The 26,998-nt window shown below is 48.3% G+C and carries 16 protein-coding genes; 12 read left to right on the plus strand and 4 right to left on the minus strand.

Going from position 1 to position 26,998, the window contains the following annotated elements; all coding sequences use genetic code 11:
- Window positions 1-6: 6 nt before the first annotated feature.
- On the minus strand, window positions 7-1,431 hold the full coding sequence (locus DYH27_RS05730) for an alanine/glycine:cation symporter family protein (RefSeq protein WP_004352369.1): 1,425 nt from the start codon (window positions 1,429-1,431) through the stop codon (window positions 7-9).
- Between the two features lie 141 nt (window positions 1,432-1,572).
- Here DYH27_RS05730 and DYH27_RS05735 point away from each other — a divergent pair, with 141 nt between their 5' ends.
- A complete protein-coding gene (locus DYH27_RS05735; protein WP_004352344.1) occupies window positions 1,573-2,490 on the plus strand; it encodes a YitT family protein in 918 nt (305 codons plus the stop codon).
- 25 nt (window positions 2,491-2,515) lie between these two features.
- Complete coding sequence (mnmA, locus tag DYH27_RS05740) at window positions 2,516-3,598, plus strand: tRNA 2-thiouridine(34) synthase MnmA (RefSeq protein ID WP_029216495.1); 1,083 nt, start codon at window positions 2,516-2,518, stop codon at window positions 3,596-3,598.
- A 179-nt stretch (window positions 3,599-3,777) separates the two neighbouring features.
- On the opposite strand, the gene DYH27_RS13280 is transcribed toward mnmA, so the two are convergent.
- From DYH27_RS13280 to DYH27_RS05750, 3 genes are all read right to left on the minus strand, one after another.
- Window positions 3,778-4,065 (minus strand): hypothetical protein, encoded by a 288-nt coding sequence (locus DYH27_RS13280; RefSeq protein WP_147287456.1) that lies wholly within the window; start codon window positions 4,063-4,065, stop codon window positions 3,778-3,780.
- A gap of 524 nt (window positions 4,066-4,589) precedes the next feature.
- The gene (locus DYH27_RS05745; RefSeq protein WP_029216496.1) at window positions 4,590-7,301 is read right to left on the minus strand and encodes a calcium-translocating P-type ATPase, PMCA-type; all 2,712 of its coding nucleotides are present in this window, start codon (window positions 7,299-7,301) and stop codon (window positions 4,590-4,592) included.
- Window positions 7,302-7,436: 135 nt separating this feature from the next.
- Window positions 7,437-7,997, minus strand: a complete 561-nt coding sequence (locus DYH27_RS05750) for a hypothetical protein (RefSeq protein ID WP_025067802.1) — start codon at window positions 7,995-7,997, stop codon at window positions 7,437-7,439.
- A 610-nt stretch (window positions 7,998-8,607) separates the two neighbouring features.
- Here DYH27_RS05750 and DYH27_RS05755 point away from each other — a divergent pair.
- The 10 genes from DYH27_RS05755 (at window position 8,608) to DYH27_RS05800 (ending at window position 26,971) form a co-directional block, all read left to right on the plus strand.
- Window positions 8,608-10,332, plus strand: coding sequence for an alpha-amylase family glycosyl hydrolase (locus DYH27_RS05755; protein WP_025067803.1), 1,725 nt, complete (start codon window positions 8,608-8,610; stop codon window positions 10,330-10,332).
- A gap of 833 nt (window positions 10,333-11,165) precedes the next feature.
- Window positions 11,166-12,383: a FecR family protein gene (locus tag DYH27_RS05760; RefSeq protein WP_013671081.1), complete on the plus strand. Its 1,218-nt coding sequence runs from the start codon at window positions 11,166-11,168 to the stop codon at window positions 12,381-12,383.
- A 194-nt stretch (window positions 12,384-12,577) separates the two neighbouring features.
- Window positions 12,578-15,925, plus strand: coding sequence for a TonB-dependent receptor (locus DYH27_RS05765; RefSeq protein WP_244595146.1), 3,348 nt, complete (start codon window positions 12,578-12,580; stop codon window positions 15,923-15,925).
- 11 nt (window positions 15,926-15,936) lie between these two features.
- Window positions 15,937-17,751 carry a RagB/SusD family nutrient uptake outer membrane protein gene (locus DYH27_RS05770; RefSeq protein ID WP_025067805.1) on the plus strand — a complete coding sequence of 605 codons (1,815 nt, stop codon included), beginning with the start codon at window positions 15,937-15,939 and terminating at the stop codon, window positions 17,749-17,751.
- A 49-nt stretch (window positions 17,752-17,800) separates the two neighbouring features.
- Window positions 17,801-19,138 (plus strand): BspA family leucine-rich repeat surface protein, encoded by a 1,338-nt coding sequence (locus DYH27_RS05775; protein WP_244595148.1) that lies wholly within the window; start codon window positions 17,801-17,803, stop codon window positions 19,136-19,138.
- Between the two features lie 146 nt (window positions 19,139-19,284).
- Window positions 19,285-20,697 (plus strand): DUF4832 domain-containing protein, encoded by a 1,413-nt coding sequence (locus DYH27_RS05780; RefSeq protein WP_025067807.1) that lies wholly within the window; start codon window positions 19,285-19,287, stop codon window positions 20,695-20,697.
- A 95-nt stretch (window positions 20,698-20,792) separates the two neighbouring features.
- Window positions 20,793-23,285, plus strand: coding sequence for a glycoside hydrolase family 97 catalytic domain-containing protein (locus DYH27_RS05785; RefSeq protein ID WP_029216497.1), 2,493 nt, complete (start codon window positions 20,793-20,795; stop codon window positions 23,283-23,285).
- A 41-nt stretch (window positions 23,286-23,326) separates the two neighbouring features.
- Window positions 23,327-24,709, plus strand: a complete 1,383-nt coding sequence (locus tag DYH27_RS05790; protein WP_025067808.1) for an alpha-L-fucosidase — start codon at window positions 23,327-23,329, stop codon at window positions 24,707-24,709.
- Window positions 24,710-24,784: 75 nt separating this feature from the next.
- A complete protein-coding gene (locus DYH27_RS05795) occupies window positions 24,785-25,618 on the plus strand; it encodes a DUF4886 domain-containing protein (protein ID WP_025067809.1) in 834 nt (277 codons plus the stop codon).
- A gap of 12 nt (window positions 25,619-25,630) precedes the next feature.
- On the plus strand, window positions 25,631-26,971 hold the full coding sequence (locus DYH27_RS05800) for a trehalase family glycosidase (RefSeq protein ID WP_025067810.1): 1,341 nt from the start codon (window positions 25,631-25,633) through the stop codon (window positions 26,969-26,971).
- Window positions 26,972-26,998: the final 27 nt, after the last annotated feature.

Here is a 26,998-nt window from a genome sequence, read left to right on the forward strand (position 1 = left end):
GACGTCTTACCAGCACTCCAATTCCTCTGCTATCTCTGGCATCGTCTCACGTCGGAACACAGGGCTCTTCACACCCGAACGTTTTTGGCGGCGGTAGTCCTCAAGGAGACGGAAGGCATACTTGCCAAGAGTGAAAATCGCTACGAGGTTGCAGACGGTAATCAGTCCCATGAAAAGGTCGCCGAGACTCCATACAAGATCGAGGCTGGCAACCGCACCGAACATGACCATCACGCCGCCGGTAATCACGCGCAGGAAGATGATTGCCGAGGGACGATGTGTCAGGAAACGCACGTTGGCCTCGCCATAGTAGTAATTGCCGATAATGCTGCTGAAAGCGAAGAAGAAGATGGCTATGGCGACGAAGACTGGACCGGCACTGCCCACCTCGCTTTCCAGCGCACCCTGCGTGAGCAGGATTCCCGACTCGGAACTGTTGGTGTAGATACCGCTGATGATGATGATGAAAGCCGTGCAGCTGCATACGAGCAGCGTGTCGGTGAACACGCCGAGCGACTGGATAAGCCCCTGCTTCACGGGATGGGTGGTCGAGGCTGTGGCAGCAATGTTAGGAGCCGACCCCTCGCCGGCCTCATTGCTGAAGAGACCGCGCTTGATGCCGTTCATCATCGTGGCTCCCAGCCCTCCACCGGCAACAGGTCCGATACCAAAGGCGTTCTCTACGATTATACGGAAGACATGAGGAATGAGCTGGATGTTCATGGCGATGATGACAAGCGCAAGAATCACATACCCCACCGCCATCAGCGGGACGAGAACGCTGCTCACTTTTGCAATGCGCTGAATGCCGCCGAAGACGATTGCCAGCGAGAGTACCGCAAGCACTACACCCATCCAGAAAGGGTCTACGGAAAAGGCTTTCTGCATGGCACCGCAGATGGTATTGCTCTGTACGGAGATATAAGCCATGCAGAAGGTCATGGTGATGAGTACGGCAAAGAGCTGCGCCATCCACCGGCAGTGCATGCCGTGCAGGATATAATAAGCAGGGCCGCCGATGAACGAGTCGGCATGACGACGCTTATAAAGCTGGGCAAGCGTCGATTCGACGAAAGCTGTCGCTGAACCCAGCAGAGCTATCACCCACATCCAGAAGACAGCCCCCGGACCGCCGATGGCGATGGCACTTGCCACGCCGGCAAGGTTTCCTGTTCCTACACGTGAGGCTATTGAAACCGCAAAAGCCTGGAAAGACGAAACATGTTTCTCACCGTCACCATGCTTGCCGGTAGACTCGCCCAGAAGCCGTATCATCTCCCCTATCATGCGGAACTGTACGAAACGTGTTTTCCACGTGAACCACAAGGCACAGGCAATAAGTCCTGCTACAAGAATGCAGGACCACAGAAAATCATTGATTGACACGATGGAAGTATTCAACCATCCGTCAGCAGAAAAGAAATCCCTCATGGGTTAACATTATCCGATTGAGCCGCAAAAATACGAAAAACGATTGAGAATATTCCCGGTCGGCATAGAAAAAATTGTCTTTGAAATTGACTTTCACGATATTTTCACTAACTTTGCAGACTACTAACAACTGATAAACACATGGTACGAAAAAGAAAAAGCAAGTTCAGAGACGTATTCGAGTTTCTCATGATTGCACTGGCGATGGTCATCGGCAGCTTCGGCTGGTGCGCCTTCCTGCTGCCTCACCATATTACCATCGGAGGCATCGCCGGTATCGCATCCGTAATACAATGGGGCTTCGACATACCCGTACAGTACACCTACCTCATCATCAACGGTATTCTGCTTTTCGTTGCCCTGAAGATACTCGGATGGAAGTTCTGTGTCAGGACCATCTTTGCCGTCCTGGTGTTCGCCTCTTCCACATCAATCCTACGGGAGGTGTTTGCCGAGCATGCGCTCTTTGCCAACGAACCGTTCCTCGCCTGCGTGGTGGGCGGCGTACTGTTAGGAATCGGAGTAAGCATCGCCTTGCAGTATAATGCCAGCTCGGGCGGGTCGGATGTCATCGCAGCAATGATCCACAAGTACCGCGACATCTCGCTCGGACGGGTCATCCTGGTCTGCGACCTCTGCATCATCACCTCGAGTTATCTGGTCCTGGAAAACTGGGAGAAGGTCATCTACGGCTATATCGTCCTCTTCGTCATGACTTATATGGTGGATTATCTCATCAGTGGAATGCGCGGGTCGGTACAGTTCTTCGTCATCTCGGAACACTGGGGAGAGATCGGCACGGCAATCAACAACGATGTAGACAGAGGCTGTACCCTGATCGAGGCACGTGGCTTCTATACAGGAAAGAAGGTGGGTATGCTCTTTATCATCGCCCGCCGTTCAGAGGCGCACTCCATCTATCAGGTCATCGACGAGATCGACCCCAACGCCTTTGTTTCGCAGGGAGTCGTAAACGGAGTCTACGGTATGGGATTTGACAGGATGAAGGTGCCGCACAAAAAGAGAACCGTCGAGGAAGCGGTCAAGGGAAAAGCATAACGAAAATAAAGGAGAAACAGGCAAGATGGATATTCAGGAACTAATGAACAGACGCATCGCCGTACTGCTTTCGGGAGGTGTTGACAGTTCGGTCGTGGTGTATGAATTCGCACGGCTCGGCCTGCATCCCGACTGCTTTTATATAAGAATCGGTCCGGAAGAGAAGGAGGAATGGGACTGCAACTCGGAAGAGGACATGGAGATGGCGACCGCCGTGGCCCGCCGCTTCGGCTGCAGGCTGCAGGTCGTCGACTGCCATAAGGAATACTGGAATCAGGTGACACGCTACACGATGGAGAAGGTGAAGACCGGCTTCACGCCCAACCCCGACGTAATGTGCAACCGGCTGATTAAGTTCGGTGCCTTCGACGAGAAGATGGGACACGACTACGACCTCATCGCCACAGGACACTACGCACAGACCGAATGGATTGACGGACGAAAATGGCTCACGACAAGCCCTGACCCTGTGAAGGACCAGACCGACTTTCTGGCACAGATCTATGACTGGCAGCTGAAGAAAGCTCTCTTCCCCATCGGACACTACGAGAAGGACGAAGTACGCAGGATTGCCGAACGCGAGCATCTCATCAATGCGCACCGCAAGGACTCACAGGGCATCTGCTTCCTGGGCAACATCGACTACAACGAGTATGTGCGCCGTTACCTGGGTGAACAGACCGGTGACATCATCGAACTCGAGACTGGGAAGAAGATCGGCGAACACCGGGGACTGTGGTTCCACACCATCGGACAGCGCAAGGGGCTCGGGCTCGGAGGCGGTCCCTGGTTCGTCGTACGGAAAGACGTAGACAAGAACATCCTTTATGTAAGCCATGGCTACGATCCCGAGACGGCCTACAAGAGCAACTTCCCGCTGCACGACTTCCATTTCCTTACAGAAGGCATCACGGAACTGCCGGAGAAGATTACCTTCAAGATCCGCCACACACCGGAGTACCATCCGGCAAGGGTCGAACAGCTGCCGGACGGAAAGTGCATCATCCATTCAGCCGGGCGCATCCACGGAGTAGCCCCCGGACAGTTCTGCGTCGTCTATGACGAACACCACCACCGATGCTACGGATCAGGCGAAATCACGTTGTAGGCAGATCTTCCTTCACCTTTCCGGACAAAGCCACCGAATACACAGAACGGAGGGTTTCTCTGACACGAGGATTTCGACCGGACATCACCTGCATTTCAACCAAGCCTCGGCTGACGTTCAATCAGGCCTTGGTCGAGCTTCAACCGGGCGTAAATTGAAGTCTTGTCAGGCACCGTTTTTCACATCGGCGATAACCATCTGCAAATCAATGGACCTGCGAAGAATATTACCGACAGACAGAAACAACAGCCGAACCTCACTCCATCTCTTCCAAAGAAAGCGGCAGAGGGAATGAAAAATGCAGATTCACCACTTGCCCATTTCTGCTCTGCAAGCAGAGAACCTTCCTGAAAGAACAAAAAGAAAAGACCATTTCCATACTCAAAGACGAGTTCTGGAAGGGTCTTTTCTTTTGGGATGGGTTTATACTGAAAATGGACCAGTAGATAATGAATGGGGATTATCATTTACACACGCTGATTCTTTACTGTCTGTGTGTTGAGGGTAAACACGAATGGTGTTGAGGGTGTACCCCAATGGTGTCAAGGCTTACTACGGATCACGTTAAGCATGATAATCGGATAGAAGTTGTTCTTGAAAGTTAGCTTTCTGAATAACCCCGATAAAGAGGCTGCCGCAGAAGAATATACTTTAGGATTAAGACATAGTCTGGCTTTCATCCACGGCAGATGCGCTTGTGGTCAATCTGCTGTGAAATTATTTTCCTGTCACTGCCGTCACTCTTTAAATACATATAACATACTAATAAACAATGTATTAACAAAGAATGTTAAAAGTGACAGCAAATGAGAAATAAACTTTTTCAGTAAACAATTGGTAATTCTGTCCTCATTGTCAGCATCCTGACCACTCTAAACCTTAGAAGATTTTTTTACAAGTAGAATGAGACTGTCCTCCGAAAGATCTACTGTCCCTGTAAAATACCAAGAACGGTGTTTATATTTTGGAATATCCTCAACCGTCAGCATATTCACACCGCCTCATGCCTCCACCTGCCAAATAGCCGGAGCAGCTCTCCCGTCCAGAGGACAAACGAAGTAGAAACGATGATGGCAATCCAGTCTGACAGACTGATAGGTGTGACATTGAACATCCTTCCGCCCAATTGCACAATGACAATCTGACCGAAGAAGATGAGCAGGACGATGATGCCGAATCCCCTGCATCCCTTGAAGTGGAAGGCACTGCGCCCTGTAGCGAAGGCACGGGCATTGAACATATTCCAGAACTGCAGCATGACGAAGAACGTGAAGAAGAGGCTCAATTCGTAGCTGGTCAATTCACGCTGTCCCGCACGATGCCATATGAGGAGTCCGGCCATCGAACGGACAGGCGCATACTCCAGCAGATAGAGCAGACCCAACAGCAGGACGAAGAAGGAACCACCCACGCCGATGATCTGCCGGGCCATGGACGGCGTGATGATAAACGCACGGCGGTCGCGTGGCTTGTCGTGCATGACGGCCTCCGACGGCGGAAGCGAGGCAAGTGCCATGGCGGCAAAGGTGTCCATGATGAGGTTGACCCACAGCATCTGGGCTACCGTAAGCGGGCTCTGCGTCCCGATCAGTGCGCCCGCCAGCACGATGAGGCAGGCTGCAACATTCACCGTCATCTGGAAGAGAATAAACCGCTGTATGTTCTGATAGAGCGAACGGCCCCACATCACCGCCCTGCCGATGGAACGGAAGGAGTTGTCGATGATAGTGATGTCAGACGCCTCCTTGGCAACGCTCGTACCGTCGCCCATCGACAAGCCGACGTGGGCAGCCTTCAGGGCCGGCGCATCATTCGTACCGTCGCCGGTGACAGCCACCACCTCGTTCTGCGCCTGCAGTGCTTCGACCAGCCGCCGTTTATCCATCGGACGCGCACGGGCGATAATCTTCAGACTGCGGACACGACGGGCAAGTTCGGCATCACTGAGTGCCTCGAACTCCGGTCCGGTGATGACATTGCGGTCGCCGTCACGCTCGGTCCACAGTCCCACCTGCCGCCCGATTTCCTTGGCAGTACCCGGCGTATCACCCGTCACAATCTTCACGTCGATGCCCGCTTCGAGGCATTCACGGACGGCTGCCGGCACCTCCTTGCGTACAGGGTCGGCAATCGCCACGATGCCTTGGAAGACAAGTCCGTACGGCTTTTCTTTCACCGAGTCGAGCAGCTTCACGATGGCCCCCTCCTGTAGGCTGATACCCACATCGTCGGGCAGAATCATGCAGGCGAAGCCCAGTGTGCGCATTGCCTGGTTCTGCCACGCAAGCAGCTGTGCATTGATTTCGTTCCACGATCCGTTACCCATGACGGAGGTGCAGTAGTGACGGATGATGTCCGTTGCACCTTTTATATATAGGACGGTCTTGCCAGGCAACAGAGCCGACCGCACAAGCGTCCCCATACATTTGCGTTCAGTGGAGAAAGGGAGTTCGTCGATGACCTCTGCCTGCGCACGCAACCGACGGTAGTCGCATCCCTGGGCGTGCAGCCAGAGCAGGAGCGCACCCTCCGTAGGGTTTCCCAGAACTGTCGGATGCAGCGGGTCTGAGAAATCGAGAGATGCCGTCGAATTGACGGAGATCCCTTCTTCAGCCAAAGCCTGATGCTCGGCGGTACTACAATCTATCTCCATTTCACGCACCCGCATCTGGTTCTGCGTCAACGTTCCGGTTTTGTCGGTACAGATAACCGTCGTTGCCCCCATCGTTTCGCAGGCGTGCATCTTGCGCACAAGGTTGTTGGTCCTGAGCATACGGCGCATGGAATAAGCCAGCGAGAGCGTCACCGCCATAGGCAGCCCCTCGGGTACGGCTACGACGATGAGCGTCACACAGATCATGACAGAGTCGAGCAGATACTGCAGGAAATATATCCAATTGAAATCGCAGCTGAGGAAGAACACCACCAGACGTGCAATGAGGATGAGGACGGCAATGGCATAGCTTGCACGGGTGACGAGACGTCCGAGGCGTTCGAGCTGTTCGGTGAGCGGTGTCTTCACGCTGTTGTCAATATGGGATGCCACGAAAACCTTGCCGTTCTCGGTACTGTCGCCGACCTTCTCCACACGGAAGACACCGTGTCCCTCCATGACTTTCGTCCCACGGAGCACATAGTCCGTTGGGAAAGTAGCCTCCTTGTCGAAGTCGGCCTCGTGCGTGCTCTTGCGGCAGATAGGTTCGCCCGTAAGCGACGACTCGTCAACATGAAGGGCTGTCGCCTCAAGCAGTACGCCATCGGCCGGCACTTCCGCTCCCGTCTCCAGCAGAACAATGTCGCCCACGACAACCTGTCGTTTCGGAATCTTCGTCGTATTGCCGTTACGGATTACCTCCACAGGTTCGTCATCATCTACCTGGTTGAGGATAGCGAACGCCTTGTTGGCTCTCTCCTCAAAGAAGAAAGCCATCCCTGTAGCAAGGAGAATGGCAATGAAAATGCCAGCAGGCTCGAAAAAGACTTCATCGCCTTCGTCCAGACCGTAGTACTCATAGAAGGAGATGCCGACGGAAAGAAGTCCGGCGATGAGCAGGATAATAATCAACGGATCGCTGAACTTTCCCAGGAAACGCTTCCACAGCGGGGTCCGGGGTGCTGGCGTAAGGAGATTTTCACCATATTTCTGCCGACTGTCGGAAACCTCCCGGTCGGTAAGTCCTGAATATGTCTTTTCCTGATTCATAATGTCTTGTCAATGTGAGAAAACTGCAATAAGCGAGGGTGAGGGACGCAGCAGCCGGTGATGGAAAAGCCCTCCCCTGCCTGCAAGCACATTCCGCTCTTTGGAAAGGCCGGGAAAGCATCGGAGCAGGATTTTCTAAAGTGCGTTCTTCACCTCTATATAATTCTTGAACAGCCATGAGTGCCCTTCAGCAAGGAGCTTGACAATCTCGGCACACAGAAAAAGGCCGATGAAAACCGAAAGGATAAAAAGAATGCTGAAGCCGAAGAATATCCAGAGGTCACCATCAGCATACTTCTCCTGGAAACGGCGAAGCCGTGAGGACGACCTTGCAACGAACTCGCTGGTCGTCTCCGTGGCATTCTTCAATGTCTCGCCGGCCTGCAGAGAGGCATGAAGAGCACGTTGGGAAGCATCAAGCAACTTGGCACGCATTTCAGCGAGTTTCTCCTTTGAGGGGGCACTGATGAGATGGGTTGAGACCGTGGGAAGCGAGCCGGCTTTTTTTGCCCCGACGGGTGTGGATGCAGCCAAAGGAATGACAGACCGTGCGTGCGTCCGCAACGGCTCCGGCTCATCAAACCTGCATTTCAGCACATTACCACAATAAGGACAACGATATTTCATCGTCCCATACCTTTCAGTCTCAGCCACGAAGTCGCGACCGCACTGGTTGCATTTGACAGTATATCTCATGACGCGGCAAAATTATAAAAAATAGTTGAGACAAGTGCAGGAAATAAAGAAAAACCTCCCTTACCGAAATCTCTATCAGCCATGCTGCCCGCCCGGTCCGGAACACCCGCCTGTCTCCATCGTCATCCCTACAATCTCCGTATGCTCTTCTCTGCCAAGACAGCACCATAAATCCTCTGTCAGACAGCAACAGATGGGCGGGTAACATACAAAAGGTTATTCTTTCAAATCAATTGAACATCAAATGCACCCAGTATAACAGAACTACAGGACAGAGACTTTTCATGTGTCATGTACGAGTAACGTTTCAGCAGCAAGTAATCCTCTTAGAGGCTCTGCCGGAGATGCCGTCTCGTTTGAAAGAATTCGTATAATTCACTCGCCTACGACTTATCAACACGCTTGTCAAAGGACACTCCGTAAGTCGGACTTTGTCCGGGAAATAAAAACGGAGCTGTCCAAATCATGCAAACAACAACAGCACTGCTCGCCGAACAGTTACTTCTTCTTGTAATTTGCTAAATACTGCTAATATTTTCCGGAAGTGTCTACAAATCGGCTAAACCATTGTCTCTTTATCAAATCAAGAATCTTATCAAAATCAATGAAAATGAAAAAACTTATCGTACTGCTCTTTACTTCCCTGCTCTCATTGAACGTATGTGCCAGGGATTGCGGTCCCAAATGGTTGGAAAAAGCCGTGTTCTATCAGATTTATCCTTCTTCCTACATGGATACTGATGGAAACGGCATCGGTGATCTTAGAGGAATTATCCTGCGGCTCGATTACATTCAATCGTTAGGGGTGAATGCCTTATGGCTGAATCCTATTTTTGAGTCGGGGTGGTTTGACGGAGGGTATGATGTCATTGATTTCTATAAGGTTGACCCTCGTTTTGGTACGAACAGTGATGTTGTCACACTTGTCCGGGAGGCGCATAAGCGGGGAATCAAGGTCTGTCTTGATCTTGTAGCCGGGCATACGAGTGACAAGTGCGCATGGTTCAGGGAATCGATGGGGAAAGACCGCAACCTGCGTTACAGCGATTATTATATCTGGACCGACAGCATTTCTGACCAAGACAGAAAAGACATCGAACTGCGCAAGCAGGATCCTGATCCAACTTCTAGTACACGTGGTAAGTTCGTTGATGCGGATGCTCCCCGTGCAAGATACTACCTGAAGAATTATTTTGCCTGTCAGCCGGCATTGAACTACGGTTATGCCCATCCTGACCCGAACCATCCGTGGGAACAGAGCGTTGATGCGCCAGGACCGCAGGCGGTAAGGCGAGAGATGCGCAATATCATGGCATTCTGGATGGACAAAGGCATTGACGGCTTCCGCGTAGACATGGCACAGTCGTTGGTGAAAAATGACTATGACGGAAGCGAACTGAAGAAGTTGTGGACAGAGATGCGGCAGTGGAAAGACTGGTATTACCCGGAGTGTGTCCTCATCTCAGAGTGGTCGAGACCGACGGAAGCTATCCCCGATGGTTTCAATATCGACTTCATGATGCACTTCGGAATTCCAGGATACCCTTCTCTGTTCTTTGCAAAAGACACTCCATTCGGCGAGCGTCATTCTTACCCCTATTGCTACTTCGACAAGTCGGGCAAAGGCATAGTAAAGGAATTCATCGAGAACTTTTCCGAAGCTTATGCCAAGACACGCAGTCTGGGATACATTGCCCTGCCGACAGCCAATCATGATTTCCAGCGTATGAACATAGGTACACGCAATACGCCCGACCAGCTGAAAGTCGCATTTACATTCCTCCTGACCATGCCTTGCATACCTTTTATATATTATGGTGACGAAATCGGCATGATTTCCCAGCGTGATTTGCCGAGCAAGGAAGGAAGCAATGAACGCTCGGGGAATCGTACACCTATGCAATGGGCACCGGGTCCTACGGCTGGCTTCTCCACCTGTCGTCCGGAACAGCTTTATTTCCCCGTGGCAACGGATGGAGGAAGGATTACCGTGTCAGAAGAAGAGAAAGACAGACATTCGGTGCTGAACTTCGTGCGCTCACTGGTGGCACTCCGACAGTCGTCAGCAGCTCTGGGCAACACGGGTGACTGGCGGCTTCTGAGCGATGTAGACAAGCCTTACCCACTGGTTTATCAGCGCAGTGCAGGTGATGAAACCTACATAATCGCCGTAAATCCAAGCAGTGCTTCCGTCCGTGTGAACCTCCCAGCCATCTCTTTCTGTAAAGGAAGTACCGTTTCTCTCGTGGGAAAGGCTTCATGCAAGCCGGAGAAAGGCAGTCTGGACATAAGGATGGGCGGCGTTTCTGCAGCTGTCTTCAAGCTGAGAGACTGAACGGCAAGAAATGGCAAGCGACACTCAAGTACAGGTGTCTGTCTGTACGTTGAAAATAAAGATTGTTAATAGTGAATATGTAAATTAGATTTTAGTTATTTGGTTACATTCGGTTTTAGTTATTTGAAGTGATTTTATTGACTGTTTACAGACAAATATCATGAAACAAAGATTTTCAGGGTAACAGAGACAAAAGTGCCTAGTGTAGCAGTGATTGCTATCTGACATTTCTGTCTCAGTTTTCAGGATAAACAAGGAGAGTATGTTCCACCTCGGCGGAATATACTCTTTTTTTGCCATCCGCTGAAGACGGATTGCAGCATTCAAGCTGTTACGCATAAACCTGTAAAGGCCTCCTGCGGACGACACCGGTTGGCTTCGGCAAGAATACTGCTACGGACGACATTGTCGATACCGAGATGATGTAGCCTCTAAGCTCCCGTCTTCATGCCGGTCTTCACTCCACAGATAAACATTTCAAAACCAATGAATCGGGCCTCCATCACAGTCAGAGTTCGTACCTATCACCACTGGTGTCTCAGCCCGTTACGATTGGTGACTGCCCTTGTATCAGATAATGTCTGCGACTGACAGGAAACAACCTTGTCTGTCTCTTGCCATGCTTACTGTCATTGCTTTTCAGAACTGCAGTTTCATCTTATTCCACTAAACATCAGCTTAGCATAGTCCATGGGGCCGGAATATATCCCGCCACTTACCCTTCCTGTAACAGAGATTCTGGTTAAAGAAGTATAAATAATGGCATTTCCTTACACTTGCTGTCCACAAATACGACTCCATTTTGTCTTAATGATAAAAACGACAAAGTGCCTATGAAGAGTTCTGACTATGACAAGATAAACAGCAGTATGGATTTCTTTCGTCTGAAGGACAGGAAGTTCATAATGTGGCGTCTGCTCCAGACACAGGAGCTGGATGATTTCTGGAATGACTTTGTTGTCTGCCATCCAGAACTGAAGGCGGAGTTCGACGAGGCTGTCCGCATCAGTGACAGTCTACGGATAAACGATGCCCACTATGCTGGCACGGATGTCCTGCTGGAAAGAATACAGAAGACGCTTTCGGCGAAACAGCACAATGCCCGCATCCTGCGTATCTCGAGGATTGCAGCTGTGGCAGCTGTGTTCCTGTTGTTGTTCGTGCCGGCCCTGTACTTCGGTTATGTACATTACATGAAGCCATCCGCGGAACAGGCCTATACTCTGTTGTCCGAAGACAGGAGAGTGAATACGGAAGAACTGTTACGGGAGATGCGGAAAAGCAAGGATGTGGAATTGCTGGTAGACGGGAAACGTCTCACTTTCAGACATCTCGGGGAACTGACCGTAACGGACGGAAAGGTTATCTATGGTAAGTCAGGGTCCGTCAGCGGAAAGACCTGCCACCTATACGTGCCCGCAGGAAAGCGCATTGCCATCATGCTTGCTGACGGAACAAAACTGTGGGTGAACTCACGTACGGAAGCAGAAGTCCCCACAAAGTTCGCAGGAAGTACGCGTGATGTGAATGTGGACGGAGAGGTTTTTGCTGATGTGACGAAGAATCCACAGCAGCCTTTCATCATTCATACAAGTTGTATGGATGTGACGGTGAAAGGTACCAGCTTTGATGTCACGGCATACAGCCGTGAGCGCGAAGCAGCTGTCGTGCTGGTACGTGGCAAGGTGCAGGTTGATACCCGCAGAAACGGCAGCATGATGGTTTTGCCCAGCGAGCGGGTCTCTCTTGCGAACGGACGACTGTCCAAGCGGACAGTCGATGTTTCCGACTACGTAAGCTGGAAGGACAACTACCTGTCCTTCAATGATACGCCGGTAAGTGAAGTCCTGAAAAAAGTCAGCAGTTGCTATGACATTCGCTTTGCAGAAGTGGATTCCGGACTCAATGACAAGAAAGTCAGTGGCAAGCTCTACCTGTCGGATAATGTTGACGACATCCTTTCATCCATAGCCCTGCTGACATCGTCTGCCTACACACGAGAGAAGAATATGGTTAAACTTGTTAGAAAAGGAAGGAAACAATGCCTATGAAGTGACATCGGAACATGGAAAAGGTCAGGCTGTGGATGCGACACGCCTGACCAGAACAATCGAAAAACATTGAACAATCAATATCATTCAATTTTTATCTATTACAAATGCAAATGTATAAATCTAAATCTACTTTTCACAGCAACTCTTGCCGTTGTTATGGAAAAATAGCAAAAGTTACATTTTATTCTCTTTTGCTGTTGTTCTCATGTATCCAGGATATTCCTGCACGGGAGCTGGGGACACAGAACCTGACGGTCACGCTGACAGTGAACAATACTACAGTCAGGAGCATCATTGACAGAATAGAACGGTCAGAAGGGTATGTATTCGTTTACAATAGCGACGTGAAGAACGAACTGAACAGGAAAGTCTCACTGCGTGTGGTCAATGAAGACATAGATGCAGTCCTTAACCGTCTTTTTTCCAATACAAACATCTCTTATAAGAGAATGGGCAAGCAGGTGACCTTGTTCCGGAAACAGAACGGAAATCCGCATGCTGCTGATGCCGTCATGGTACCTCAGCCCCAGCAGACTCCGGAGAAGCACAGCATCAGGGGGCGGATTGTTGACGAGAACAATGAGCCTGTCATCGGTGCGACCGTGAAAGTCAACGGAAAGAATACTGTCGGTGCGGTGACTGACATGGACGGCAACTATATCCTGAACAATGTATCTCCACGTGATGTAATCACCATTTCCTATATTGGAATGAAGCCACAGTATATCACAGTCGGCAGCAAGAATGTACTGAACATAATAATGAAGGCTGACGACAATACGCTGAATGATGTTGTCGTGGTGGGTTACGGAACCCAAAAGCGTGAATCCCTGACAGGTTCCATCTCCATGGTGTCATCCAAAGACCTGACAGTCACGCCGCAGGTGAGTGCTTCCAATATGCTGACGGGTCGTGTGCCGGGTCTGATCACGACACAGACCTATGGCATCCCGGGCAGCGACAATGCGACGCTGAGTATCCGCGGCTTCGGAAATGCTCTTTTCATCGTGGATGGAGTAGAGCGTGACGCACGTTACATCGATCCTAACACGATAGAGTCCATTTCCATCCTGAAGGATGCTTCCAGTGCCATCTACGGATCACGTGCCGGTAATGGCGTTGTCCTGATTACGACAAAGCGTGGCAATCAGAGCAAGCCGACCATTACAGCCGGAACTACGCTGACCCTACAAAGTGTCACTGCCATGCCGAAGACCGTATCGGCTGGTCAGTATGCAGAATTGAAACGGGAAGAGTTCTACAATGCAAATGGAGAGCATACGGCACAGACACCGCCTTTTACAGAGGAGCAGGTACAGAAATACTATGACGGGACAGATCCTCAATATCCAAACACGAACTGGTATGACCAGATTATACGGAACTGGGCGCCTATGCTGCAGTACAATGCTTCCATTCGCGGCGGGAGTGACCGATTCTCTTATTACAGTTATTTTGGTTATACCAAGCAAGAAAGTATCTTCAAAACCAATTTCGGCAATTATCAGCGTTATGCCTTCCAGACCAATCTGGATGCAAAGGTAACGGACCGGATAAAGATCCAGCTGTCTGTTGCCGAAAACATTGATGACAGGAATTATCCATCGACAAATGTTTATTCCGGAACGGCAAGTCTATGGGGCTATTTCTGGCAGACGCTGCCCACTTATCCTGCAAGTTTCCCTAACCCTGAGTATCACTCTTATGCCGGTGGCGGCGGAACGGGTGGCGTGCATTTGGTAGCAGACAGAGATATTACTGGATATAGCCGTTCAAAGAACTACCTGACGAATATATCGGGAACATTGACCTATGACTTCAAGTATGTTCCGGGGCTTTCCTTCAAAGCTTTCATAAACTATGCCAAAGCTGATTATCCGACGAAGATCTTCCATAAGCCAGTCTCTTTTTATACGTATAATTACGAGAATGACAAGTATAACCTTCAAGGAACTTACTACAATAAGGCTTCACTCGATCAGACGCAAGGCTATTCCCAGGTCATAACTTCTCAATTCTCACTGAACTATGAGCAGCTGTTTGCCAAGCTGCATCGCATAAAGGCAATGGCCCTTTTCGAGAGTGTTGATACGAAAAGTGATGAATTGAGTGCTGGAAGAACGGACTTTCTTACTTCATCAATTGACCAGATGTTTATGGGAAGTACGATGACGGCACGTAACAATGGCAGTGCATCAGAGAACGGTCGTGCCAGCTATGTGGGACGTCTGAATTATTCTTATGCAGACAAGTACCTGCTGGAACTCATCCTCCGTGCTGATGCGTCAGCCCACTTTGCTCCGGGACACCGATGGGGCTGTTTCCCTGGTGTCATGGTCGGGTGGAGAATCGACCAGGAAAAATTCATGAAAGACATGAAGTTCGATGCCTTGAAACTTCGTCTGAGCTACGGACAGATGGGTAATGATGCCATAGGCGATTTCCAGTATCTTTCCGGCTACAAGCTCTATGAAATGACTTATTTGCTGGGTAACACCTCTACAAATGGCATTAAATCTACAGGACTTGCCAACCCGGACATGACATGGGAACGTATGCATATCTCCAATGCGGGTATTGATTTCTCCTATAATCACCGTATGATCTATGGGTCTTTTGAAATGTTTTATCGTAAACGTTCCGGCATCCTTGCACGACGCAATATATCCTTGCCGAATACGTTCGGTGCAACACTTCCGTTGGAGAATCTGAACAGTCAGGATACAAGAGGATGGGAACTGGAGCTGGGTACAGCCGGACATTTCCATGACCTTTATTATGATGTCAAAGCTAACTTCTCTGGTTCCCGTTCTAAATGGATCCATTATGAGGAGCCTGATTATACCGATCCTGACCAGATACGTCTCTCGAAGAATTCCGGAAAATGGGTGGATAGAACTATAGGATATATTTCCAACGGACTGTTCACATCCCAAGAGCAGATAGATAATCTTGCTTATTCTTATCCTGGTGGAAACGGCAGACTAAGACCTGGTGACCTCATCATTGTCGACAGGAACAATGATGGTACAATCGACTGGCGGGACCAGGCTGTTATCGGCAAGGGGACCGTTCCTCATTACATGATGGGACTTAATTTTAATCTCAGCTATAAGGGATTTGATTTGTCCATGTTGTTCCAAGGAGCTTTCGGATTCTATAAGAAATTAATCTTCTCCGGAGGAGAGAACTACTATTCCTTTGTCTATGATAAACGATGGACAAAAGACAACAATGATCCCAATGCTTTAATTCCAAGACTGAGTGGTGCTCCTACCAACAGTTACGTTACACAAAATAATTTTGTCAAGTCAGATTATGTCCGCTTAAAGACATTGACAATCGGATATACTGTTCCTGAGAGACTTCTTTCCAAATTAGGTTTACAGACATTGAGACTGAATGTATCAGCATATAATCTGTTAACGTTCAGTAAATTGAACAAATATAATTTTGACCCGGAGGCTCCTTCTGGTGAAACAGGACGGTCATATCCTCTGAATAAGACAATTTCATTCGGGTTGGATGTTTCATTCTAAAAGAAAAGAACATGAAGAGTTTGAAAAATATTCTGTTTATATCAGCTTCAGTACTTGTGCTCAGCTCCTGTACTGACAATCTTCTTGACAGGGAACCTTTGAATATAATTTCTGATTCTCAGGTCTATACTGACAAGACATTGGCTGATGCTAAATTGACGCAGGCATATACACAGATGTGTGTGATGATCAATGAGTGTCCCCGCCTCAACAACCCTAAAAACGGGTATTGGGAAACGACAAGTGATGACTGGAACGGCCCATTTATCATTAATGAGATTGCTGATGAAAGTGTCAGCAACTGGATAAAAGGACAGTCCAGCACTGTAAAAGGTTCTGGCATATCCAACTCTGGTGGAATTCTTGAATGGTGGGAGGACGCTTATGAGGTAAACCGCATTCTTAATGAATTCATGGAGAAAATGGAAAAATCTTCTTTTGCAGATGCATATAAGAAAGAACGCATTGCAGAAGCTCGTTTCCTACGCGCATTCAACTACTTCTATATGGTCAAGCGATACGGCGGTGTACCACTTGTCCTCAAGGCGCAGATGCCGACAGACCCTGAAAGCGAATTGTATGTATCTCGCAATACGGAAAAGGAAGTTTATGATTTCATCTTGTCGGAGATGGATAAGATTGTTACAGACCTGCCGGCGCGGGCAAATACGGAACTTGGACGGCCAAGTCGTGGCGCCGCCATGGCACTGAAGGCGAGGGCTGCCTTGTACGCCGGTAGTATTGCCCAGTTCGGTAAGGTTCAGTCGGGGGGGCTGTTAGGCATAGAATCTTCTTTGGCTAAGGACTATTACCAGCAGTGCTACGATGCCTGCAAACAGATAATGAACTGGGGCGAATACAGTCTCTATGACGGGGATGCAGACAAGACGCAGAACTTTAAGAACGTCTTCCTGAAAAAGAACAACAGCGAAGACATCATGGTCATTCAGCATGATGCCACACAGCGTACAACATCTGGCGGCAATGGATGGATCTGGGACTTCTTCCAGTGTCCACATCCACAGGCGTGGGGTGCCGGAAACCAGAATGCACCTTATCTGGAAATGGCAGAAGCATTTGAGCATATTGACGGAACTCCAGGCACACTGGACAAGACAACACTGGAAAATAGGCTTTGGTCAATGGATGAACTGTGGGCCAACAAGGATCCAAGGTTCTATGCAACGATATGGACGCAGGATACCAAGTGGCAGAACAGAAAGGTTGACTTCCATAACGGTCTGATACTTCCTGACGGAACCATCAAGGGGGACGGTGCTTATCAGGGTGTAGCAGCTGCTGGTGACCAGTATATTGACAATTATAGTTATGGGACGGGATTTGGCGTGATGAAGTATCTGGATGAGACGCATGACAATACAGGCGAACGTGCTACTTCCAGTACGGACTATATTCTGTTCCGTTATGGAGAAGTATTGCTGAATTATGCTGAAGCTGCCTTTGAACTGGGCAAGACCGCAGATGCGCTGGATGCAATCAACAAAATCCGTTCCCGTGCCGGAATAGCAGCCTTAAGTACCGTCAACCGTGAGCAGATCAGACATGAGCGTAAGGTGGAACTGGCTTTTGAGGGACACCGCTATTGGGATTTGAGAAGATGGAGGATTGCCAAGGATGTCATTCCTGTAAACCGTTCGGGATTGCGCTATATCCTGGATTACAATACCCGTAAATATCAGGTAAAGGTCTTGGAAAATTATGATGGTGTCACGCCTCCTGTCTTTGAGAATCGGAATTACTATTTCCCAATTACGGCCAGTCGTATCTCTAATAATAAGAATCTCGTAGAAAACCCAGAGTATTAATTAAAAAGTATGTAAAATGAAAAAAGATAATAACCAAAAACTGTCAGTTTTGTGGAGTTTATTATGCCTGTTCTTTTTTGTTATACTGTTTAACAGCTGTTACAATAATGAAGATGATCCGGTATATGAGAACCTAAAAGAGCTTGTCGTATCCAATACAGCTGTCAACCTTGAATATGGTGACTCCACGACCGTGACAATATCTCAGGGAAATGGTGGATATGAGGCTGTTGCTGAAGACAACTCCATCGCAGAAGTCTCTGTTATTTCAAATACGGTCAAGATAAAGGCTTTGAAGTCCGGCTCTACCAATATCACCGTCAGGGATCAGAAAGGAAAGACGCAGAATATTGTGGTAACCGTCGCAGCACCCGTCAATATAGAGACCAATGAGTTCATCACAGTATGGAAAACAGACAATGAGGGTACCTCTAATTCCACTTCTGTAACATTACCTGTTTCAGGCAGCTATATTGTAAAGTGGGAAGAGGTCGGCAAGTCTTCACATAAGGGGCAGGAGGAATATTCCGATATTACTCCAGCGAATTATCCGACAATAGACTTCGGTTCTGTAGGAATGTATCGTGTAAGGATAACGGCAAAAGATGCGGAGAAGCCTTTCGGCTTTATCTTTGACACCTATTCTGCTCCGGCTCTGGACGGATTGAAACTTATCAGAGTAGAGCGTTGGGGCGTGAATAAGTGGCCTTCTGCAGCAAGTATGTTCGCCCAGTGCCGTAATATGGATGTTACGGCAACGGATGTTCCCGACTTTTCGGCGTGTGACGGTAAAATGTATAATATGTTCTACCATTGTGAGAATCTAGTTGGCAATACCAGCTTTGCAGAATGGAATGTCAGCATGATGTGGCATATGAATGAACTTTTTGCATACTGCTATAAATTCAACCAGAATATCAATGCATGGAATACGAAAGGGGGCTATCTGATGTCAGCTATATTCAAAGGCTGTACAGTCTTTAATCAGCCACTTGACAACTGGAACTTGAAGAATGCCGCTAATCTGTCCGGTTTCTTTGAGAATGCCACCAGTTTCAATCAGGACATCAGTTCCTGGGAACTTCCCAATGCAGAGAACCTGTCATATATGTTCAATCATGCAACAGCATTTAACCGAAGCCTGGGAAGCTGGACATTGGAGAAAGTAACCAATATGGAGGAGATGCTGACGAACTGCGGCATGAAGTCTAAGAATTATGATGCAACCTTGAAAGGCTGGGCAGAAAACGCCAAGACTCCGAACAATATGAAGTTGGGGGCAAATTCTCTGGTTTATTCTTCTGCCGGAAAAGACGCACATAAAATATTGACGGATACCAAAGGATGGACAATCACTGGTGACAGTTATAATGCATCTGGCAATTGAATTATCCAAATAACGTGAGTTCAGGGGGGCTTCTCCTGAACTTACGTTAAACAGAAGTCTGATAGTTGTTGTATGAGTATGTGGAATTCCTATGCAACAACCGTCTGGGCAGATATCTATTAAAGGAAACTTAAAACATGATTACAATGAAAAAGAATGATATGGTCTCACTATTTGCCTGCCTGGTAATAATGACATCCTGTGGAGGAAGCGATACGACCTCTGGACCAGATGGCAGAGGACTTACCCCAGGCAATGGAGTGATAGAACTAAAGGACAATCAGAAGGGACTTTCAAACCCAGGTATGGGATGGAATCAAATGTACTACACATTCGATGATGTGCCCGTTCTTACCGGAAACGACAAAGCGGATAACCTGAATTGGATTCCTTGTGATATACTCTCTTTCAGGGTCAGTTGGGCTAAGATGGAACCTAAAGAAGGACAGTATAACTGGAAAGTCATTGATAATGCTGCCAACTATTGGCTTTCAGAGGGGAAACGGCTGGCATTTAAGTTCTATACAAACTTTTTATGGGATAATCCAGACAGGCAGGCAACTCCATTGTGGTTGAAAGATGCCGGTGCCAAAGGACATTATCTTGATGGGAACAATAATCCAAGTGATGATTCCTGGATGGCGGATTATGGGGACCCCATCTTGCTGGAAAAGCTGGAAAATTTTTACAAAGCAGTTGCAGCACATTACAGTGCTGATAAAATTGAGTTTATAGAACTTGGCTCTATTGGACGGGTCGGTGAAGGAAACAGCTATCAGATTGGGGTGGAACCAACCGAGACAGAACTGAAAGCACATATCAATCTTCTGCGAAAGTGCTTCCCGAAAACACAGTTGTTCATAAATGATGATCATGGAGAAGCAGCTTGCCTCTATGCAAAGACTCTTGGGTATGGAGTTGACGACCATAGCATAGGCGTAGATGCCTCTGTTAATCCTCCAGGAAGGGCATATAACAAATCTATCATTGACAAGTTCCATGACGGGAAATCTATTATCGGTCTTGAAGATGACACATGGCTTCTTCCCGACGGCTGGTATTTGAAACAGATGACTGACGCTCATGCAAATTATTGTCGTATCCATACTTCCCCATCAAATCTGAGGAAAGCGGACGTACGCAAGATTGTTAATCAGATGAATTTGAAAATGGGATACAGGATTCAATTCCCGAAGATTTCTGTTCCGACTTTTATCCAGAGGGGACAATCACTGAAGATAAGCTATTCCGTGAGGAATGCTGGAGTAGGATACTGTCAGGTTACCTGTTATCCGCATTTCCTGTTAAAAGATTCCAATGGAAAAGAGGTCACCTCTGTTACTGATCTGGGGTTTGACCATCAGGACTTAATGTCAGGAAGTGACAATGCTACCTTGAATAGAAATGTATCTTTGACTATTCCAGCAAATGCAGTTACAGGAAACTACACCTTATACATATCTATGGTAGACGAGGCAGGAAAGCCATGGATTAAATTACCATATGATGGTGATGATGGCAATAAACAGTATAAAATTACTCAGGTAAACATCAAGTAATCTAATATACGGCAACTCCCTCTCGGTTTCCCTGTCTACCCAGCATTCTGTTTTAGATGCTGGGAGGGGACTGTTGCCTAAAAAATACAAAAAGAATGAAAAAGACGATTGGCATCGCCCTTCTTTGCTGTCTCTGCTCCATGTCCTCCATAGCGGCAGATTACACCCTTGCCTCACCTGATGGCAAAGTCAGGGGTGTTATTTCTGTAGATCAGAAGACAGAAGTCGGGATTATGTATGGAGGAGTTAGTTATCTGCGTATTCCATGTGTGGCTATGGAAATATCCCAGGAAGTATTGGGAGAAAATGTAAAAGTAAGAAATACAGTCAGACACTCTGTCCGTCGTACAGTATCTCCTTTATACGGAATAAACGCCAGCATTCCAGAATCTTATAATGAATTGCAGCTGGACTGTAAAGGCAACTACTCCATAGTGTTCAGGGCTTACAATGAAGGAATTGCATGGAGATTTGTAATACGAAAGGGAAAGCATCTGATTGTGAAAGATGAAAAGATAGACTATCAATTCAAAGATAATTATACAGCTTATTTCCATCCGCTGCTTTCAGAGTCTGATTACAGAATACAGAAGGTGTCTGACAGTGGACAGAAGTACAATTATTCAAGCATGCCAGTGCTGGTGAAGACCGATGACGGGGTAAACATTCTGTTGCATGAATCTGGAGTAATGGACTATCCGTGTATGAGCCTGAAGCCGGACTCTTCGCAACCTAACACGCTGACGACTGGCCATGCCCGTTTCCCGAAAGTGGCTGAACCTGGGGGATACAACAACTTCAACCTGGTAGTGAAGCGTACGGAAGACTATATCGCCAGGACATCAGGCAACAGGGCTTTTCCGTGGAGGATAGTGGCTTTTGCAGCCAAAGACAAGGATATTCTGAATAACCAGCTGGTCTATCTGCTGGCTCCAGAGACAAGACTGGCGGACACGCAATGGATAAAGCCAGGAAAGGTCGCCTGGGACTGGTGGAACGGACTGAACATTTCAGGCGTTGACTTCCGTTCAGGTTTTAACACTGCAACCTACAAATATTATATTGACTTCGCTGCCAGAAATGGTATTGAGTATGTGAATCTTGATGAAGGATGGGGAGATCAGTTCGATTTGCTGAAAGTACGTGACAGTATCAATATGCAGGAACTGGCAGATTATGCCAGAAGCCGTGGTGTAGGATTGTTCCTATGGTGCGTATGGCATACGCTGGACCGACAGATGCCACAGGCTCTGGCACAGTTTGAGAAATGGGGAATAGCCGGACTGAAAGTCGATTTTCTTGACCGTGACGACCAGCTGGTCGTCGACTTTGAGGAACGTCTGCTGAAGGAAGCAGCCAAACATAAGCTGCTTGTCAACTTTCATGGAGCCTATCATCCGAACGGTATGGAGCGGGCTTATCCGAACTGTATCAATGTAGAGGGAGTGAAGGGGCTGGAATGGGACAAAATTGCAGGCACTGACGGCGCGACGCCACAGACAGCCGTAACAATCCCGTTTATCAGAATGTTTGCCGGACCGATGGACTACACGCCCGGAGCAATGTCAAACTACAATCAGGAGGAATGGCGCATCATCAAGGAACGGCCTATGAGCCAAGGAACACGCTGCCAGCAGCTGGCAATGTACGTCGTGTATTATGCGCCGCTGCAGATGCTTGCCGATTCACCAACGGCCTATATGAAGGAACCGCAGTTCACGAAGTTTCTGGCGAGCATCCCTACCGTGTGGGACAAGACATTACCGCTGGACAGCAAGGTGGGAGAATACGTGAATATTGCTCGGAAGAAAGGCAACACATGGTATGTTGCGGGCATGACAAACTGGATGCCACGTGACCAGCACATCAGATTTGACTTTCTTGACAAGGGACGTGAGTATGTTGCAGAGATTGTCAGTGACGGTGTCAACGCCGACAAAGTAGGCAGTGACTATGTCATGGAAAAAAAAGATGTTCACGCAGGTGACGAGCTAAATCTGCGGATGATGCCGGGTGGAGGATACACCGTCAGGCTGACACCTAAGGATGAAAAGCATGATATTGTTGTCTTCGGTGACTCGCGTGTACAGATGGCAGGTGACTGGAATCTCAGAATGAACCGTACTGATGTCACGAATGCAGGTTTCGGCGGTTTCACCACCTCACACTTCATCTGGCTTGTCGATCCGTACGTAATCCAAAGGCATCCACGTCTGTGTTTCCTTGAAGGAGGCTGCAATGATATTGGTGCAGGAATACCGCTGGAGAGAGTCAAGCAGAATTTCCGTTCACTGGTTGACAGCCTGATGGCGCATGGCATTGAGGTCGTACTTAATACAGTAACCTATCCGACAGAGCAAGACCCGAAAGAGCAGAATTTCAAAACGGAGATGATGGACAGTGTGAATACTTTCCTCTTCGGTCTGGCCAGGGAGAAAGGACTTCCTTGCATTGACCTTAACCCTTTGCTTACAGAAGGAAAGCGGTTGAAGAAGGAATACGCATTGGACAACGTGCATTATACCCCTGCTGCCTATGCCATCTGGGTACGTGAAATGGAGAAGATACTGAAAGCAAAGGGCATCTGATGTATAGTTTGTTGAGAGAAATATTGATTTAATAAAAAAATATGAAAACTAAGATTGCAAGCCTTGCAATGCTGTTACTCCTGCTACCCGTGGCAGGAGTCTGGGCACAAGACAAGATAAAGACATGGGACGAGCTGGACAGACGGCCGATACCGAAGTGGTGGACAGATGCTAAATTCGGCATATTCATCCACTGGGGTGTCTATTCCGTTCCAGCATACGCCCCTGTGAAAGAAGTGAAAGGAGTATATGAAAAGTATGCCGAACACTATGAAGCGCGACTGAAATCGGGTAACAAGCTGTTCACTGATTTCCACAACCGTACGTATGGAAAGAACTTCAAGTATGCCGATTTCGCACCGATGTTCAGGGCGGAGCATTTCCATGCGGACGACTGGGCGAAGCTTTTCTGCAAAGCAGGGGCACGTTATGTTGTTCTGACATCTAAGCATCATGACGGTTTCTGTCTCTGGAACAGCCGATATTCGCCCCACTGGAACAGCGTCGTCATGGGACCACACATGGATATCATGGATTCCATTTCCCGTGCTGTGACCTGTCAGGGAATGCACTTCGGTTTCTATTATTCCTTGCTGGAGTGGTCGCACCCGCTGTATGACAAGAAAACGATCGGCCGATGGGTCGATGAACATATGCTTCCGCAGTTGCAGGAACTGGTTGTAAAATACAAACCTGACGTTATCTACGCTGATGGAGAATGGGACTATGACAGTGAGACTCTCAAGAGCCGTAAGTTCCTTTCATGGCTGTATGATGAATCTCCCGTGAGGAACTCCGTCGTAGTCAATGACCGCTGGGGCTATGAAACGCGTAGCAAGCATGGAGATTACTATACGACAGAATACAACCTCGTCCATCAGAAGGAGGGCATTGGTGACAAGGCTTCTCATCCCTGGGAAGAAAGCCGTGGCATAGGGACTTCCTATGGCTACAACCGCTTTGAACGTGCGGAGGATTATCTGTCGTCCAAGGATCTGATCCGTCTGCTTGTCCGGACGGTTGCCAATGGAGGAAATCTTCTGCTGGACGTAGGGCCAGAGGCAAACGGCTTAATCCCCGTCATCATGCAGGAACGGTTGCTGGATATGGGAAAGTGGCTGGAGGTCAATGGGGAAGCAATCTACTCTTCACACCCATGCAGGAATCTGACAGTAAGGAACAACAACGTTTACCTCACCCGGGCACATGGCAATCTGTATGTGATCGGCACAGAATGTCCTGACGGACCTGTGGTTATAGACGGTATCTCAAAGGCCGGACGTGCCAGCCTTCTGGGAGAGACAAAGGGAAGGATTGCAACTACTTTAAGAAAAGGAAGACTGACTGTCAATATTCCTCCTCTCAGTATCTGCCACCTGCCTTCACCTTTAGCATGGGTTGTAAAGGTTGAGGATGTGTACTGATAGACATGAGGCTGGTTCTGTCTGAACCAGCCTCTCATAGGAGTATGGGATATAATCAATAAATACAAAGGATATATGAAACGTTTATATTGTCTGCTGTTTATGCTGTTGGTTCTGGCTCGTATAAATGCCGGGACTCCGGTTAAGATATTGGCTATAGGCAACAGCTTCTCTGAAGATGCCGTGGAACAGAACCTGCATGAATTGGCTGCGGCAGAAGGGATAGAAACCGTCATCGGGAATATGTACATTCCAGGTTGTCCGTTGGAATTACATGCCAAGAACATGAGGACTGATGCCCGGGCTTATCGTTACCGGAAGATAGATGCTTTCGGGAATAGGGTTCAGGTCGACAGTATGTCATTAAGCAAGGCACTGGCTGATGAGGACTGGGACTACATCAGTCTACAGCAGGCCAGCCAGTTGTCAGGGCTCTATGACTCTTACCAGCCTTACCTTCACGCTCTGATAGCTTATATCAGAGCGCACGTTCCAACCAAGGCAAAGATTGTTTTTCATCAGACTTGGGCGTATGCCCAGAATTCGACACGAGCGGGATATGAGAACTATGGTAAGAATCAGATGAAAATGTATCGGGCAATCGTAAGAGCCTCTGGGCAGGCTATGCGCACAGAGCCTATTGCGCTGCTGATTCCTTCGGGAACAGCCATCCAGAATGCACGTATGTCGTCCTGTGGAGACACAATGAACAGGGATGGATTTCATCTTGATTTGCTCTATGGAAGGTATACCGCCGCCTGCACTTGGTTTGCTGTACTGTTCCGCAGAAAAGTTGAAGGAAATCCGTATGCACCGAAAGGCATGACACCGCAGCAGGTGCAGATTTCACAATGGGCGGCAGATGCAGCTGCAAGGCATCCCTATGAGGTGACGAAAATAAAACTTTAACATGGTCATAAAATGAAAAACAGAACTATTATAATCCTGACCGCCCTGATGTTGGATTGCGGCTACGTAGCAGCACAGAATGTGGACAGACAATCGCCGGGCCAAGATGTGAAAGATTATATTCAGCAGTCGTGGAAGAAAACACTACGATACAATCCCAAAGACTCGGCTGATCATATAGGTCTTCCGAAGCCCTATACTGTACCTTGTATTTCCGGGCATTTCCAGGAGATGTATTACTGGGACACCTACTTCACGAATGTAGGACTGCTTCTGGATGGACACATTGAATGGGCTATTGACAATACCGAAAACCTGGCTTCTTTAGTGGAGCGTTTTGGAAAGGTGTTCAATGGCAGCCGATATATGTACAGGTACAATTCTCAGCCACCTTATCTTTGCATGATGGTAGCGGACATATATGCCAGGACAGGTGACAAGGAATGGCTCGGGAGAATGTTCGGGACACTGGAAAAAGAATACAGATTCTGGATGACGCATAGAATGACACCCTGCGGACTGAACCGTTATTCCAACGATGTCATTGACAAGCAGAAGGACCGGGGTATGGCACAGTATGCCAAGTCCCGGACGAAGTGTAACATTGCACTGGACAGCCTCTCGGAAAGAGAAGTAACAACCTTTGCTTCCCATGCACGTGCAGAGTGTGAGTCGGGATGGGATTTCACGCCACGTTTTGAAAACAGGTGTGAGGATTTCTGTCCTGTGGACCTGAATGCCAATCTTTTCTATTACGAGCAATCCCTTGCCCGCTTCTGCCGTATACTCGGCATGCCGCTCAAGGCAGGGAAATGGGAGAAAGCTGCAAGAAGACGTAAGCGTCTGATACAGAAATATATGTACAATGCAAAAGACTGTCTTTATCATGATTACGATTATGTCAACAGGCGGCTCTCACCAGTCAGGTCTGCTGCTGTCTTCAGTCTGCTGTTCTCCAGAGTGTTGTCTGCGGGCAATGCCAGATCCGTGGCCAGACACGCATTGAAAGTACTGGAATTCCCTTATGGGATAGCAGCAACAGAAAAGAATGATTATCATGGCACCTATCAGTGGGCTTACCCCAACGGTTGGGCTCCGCTGCAATATATCGCCATCAAGGGATTGGAGAACTATGGCATGACAACTGAAGCCTATCGGTTAGCACACACCTATGTAGACGGGCAGAATCGTATTTTCGCACAGACCCATAATCTTTGGGAAAAATACAATGTGGTAGAAGGCAGTACACGTGTAACCAGCGAAGGGGAGTATGATATGCCCCCGATGATGGGATGGACGGCCGGGGTCTATCTGTATGCATTACAATATGTAAAGCGTCACAAACACAGATAAGTTCTCAGTCAGTATATAAAATCGTTG

Source organism: Prevotella denticola (genome assembly GCF_900454835.1).
GTDB classification, from domain to species: domain Bacteria; phylum Bacteroidota; class Bacteroidia; order Bacteroidales; family Bacteroidaceae; genus Prevotella; species Prevotella denticola.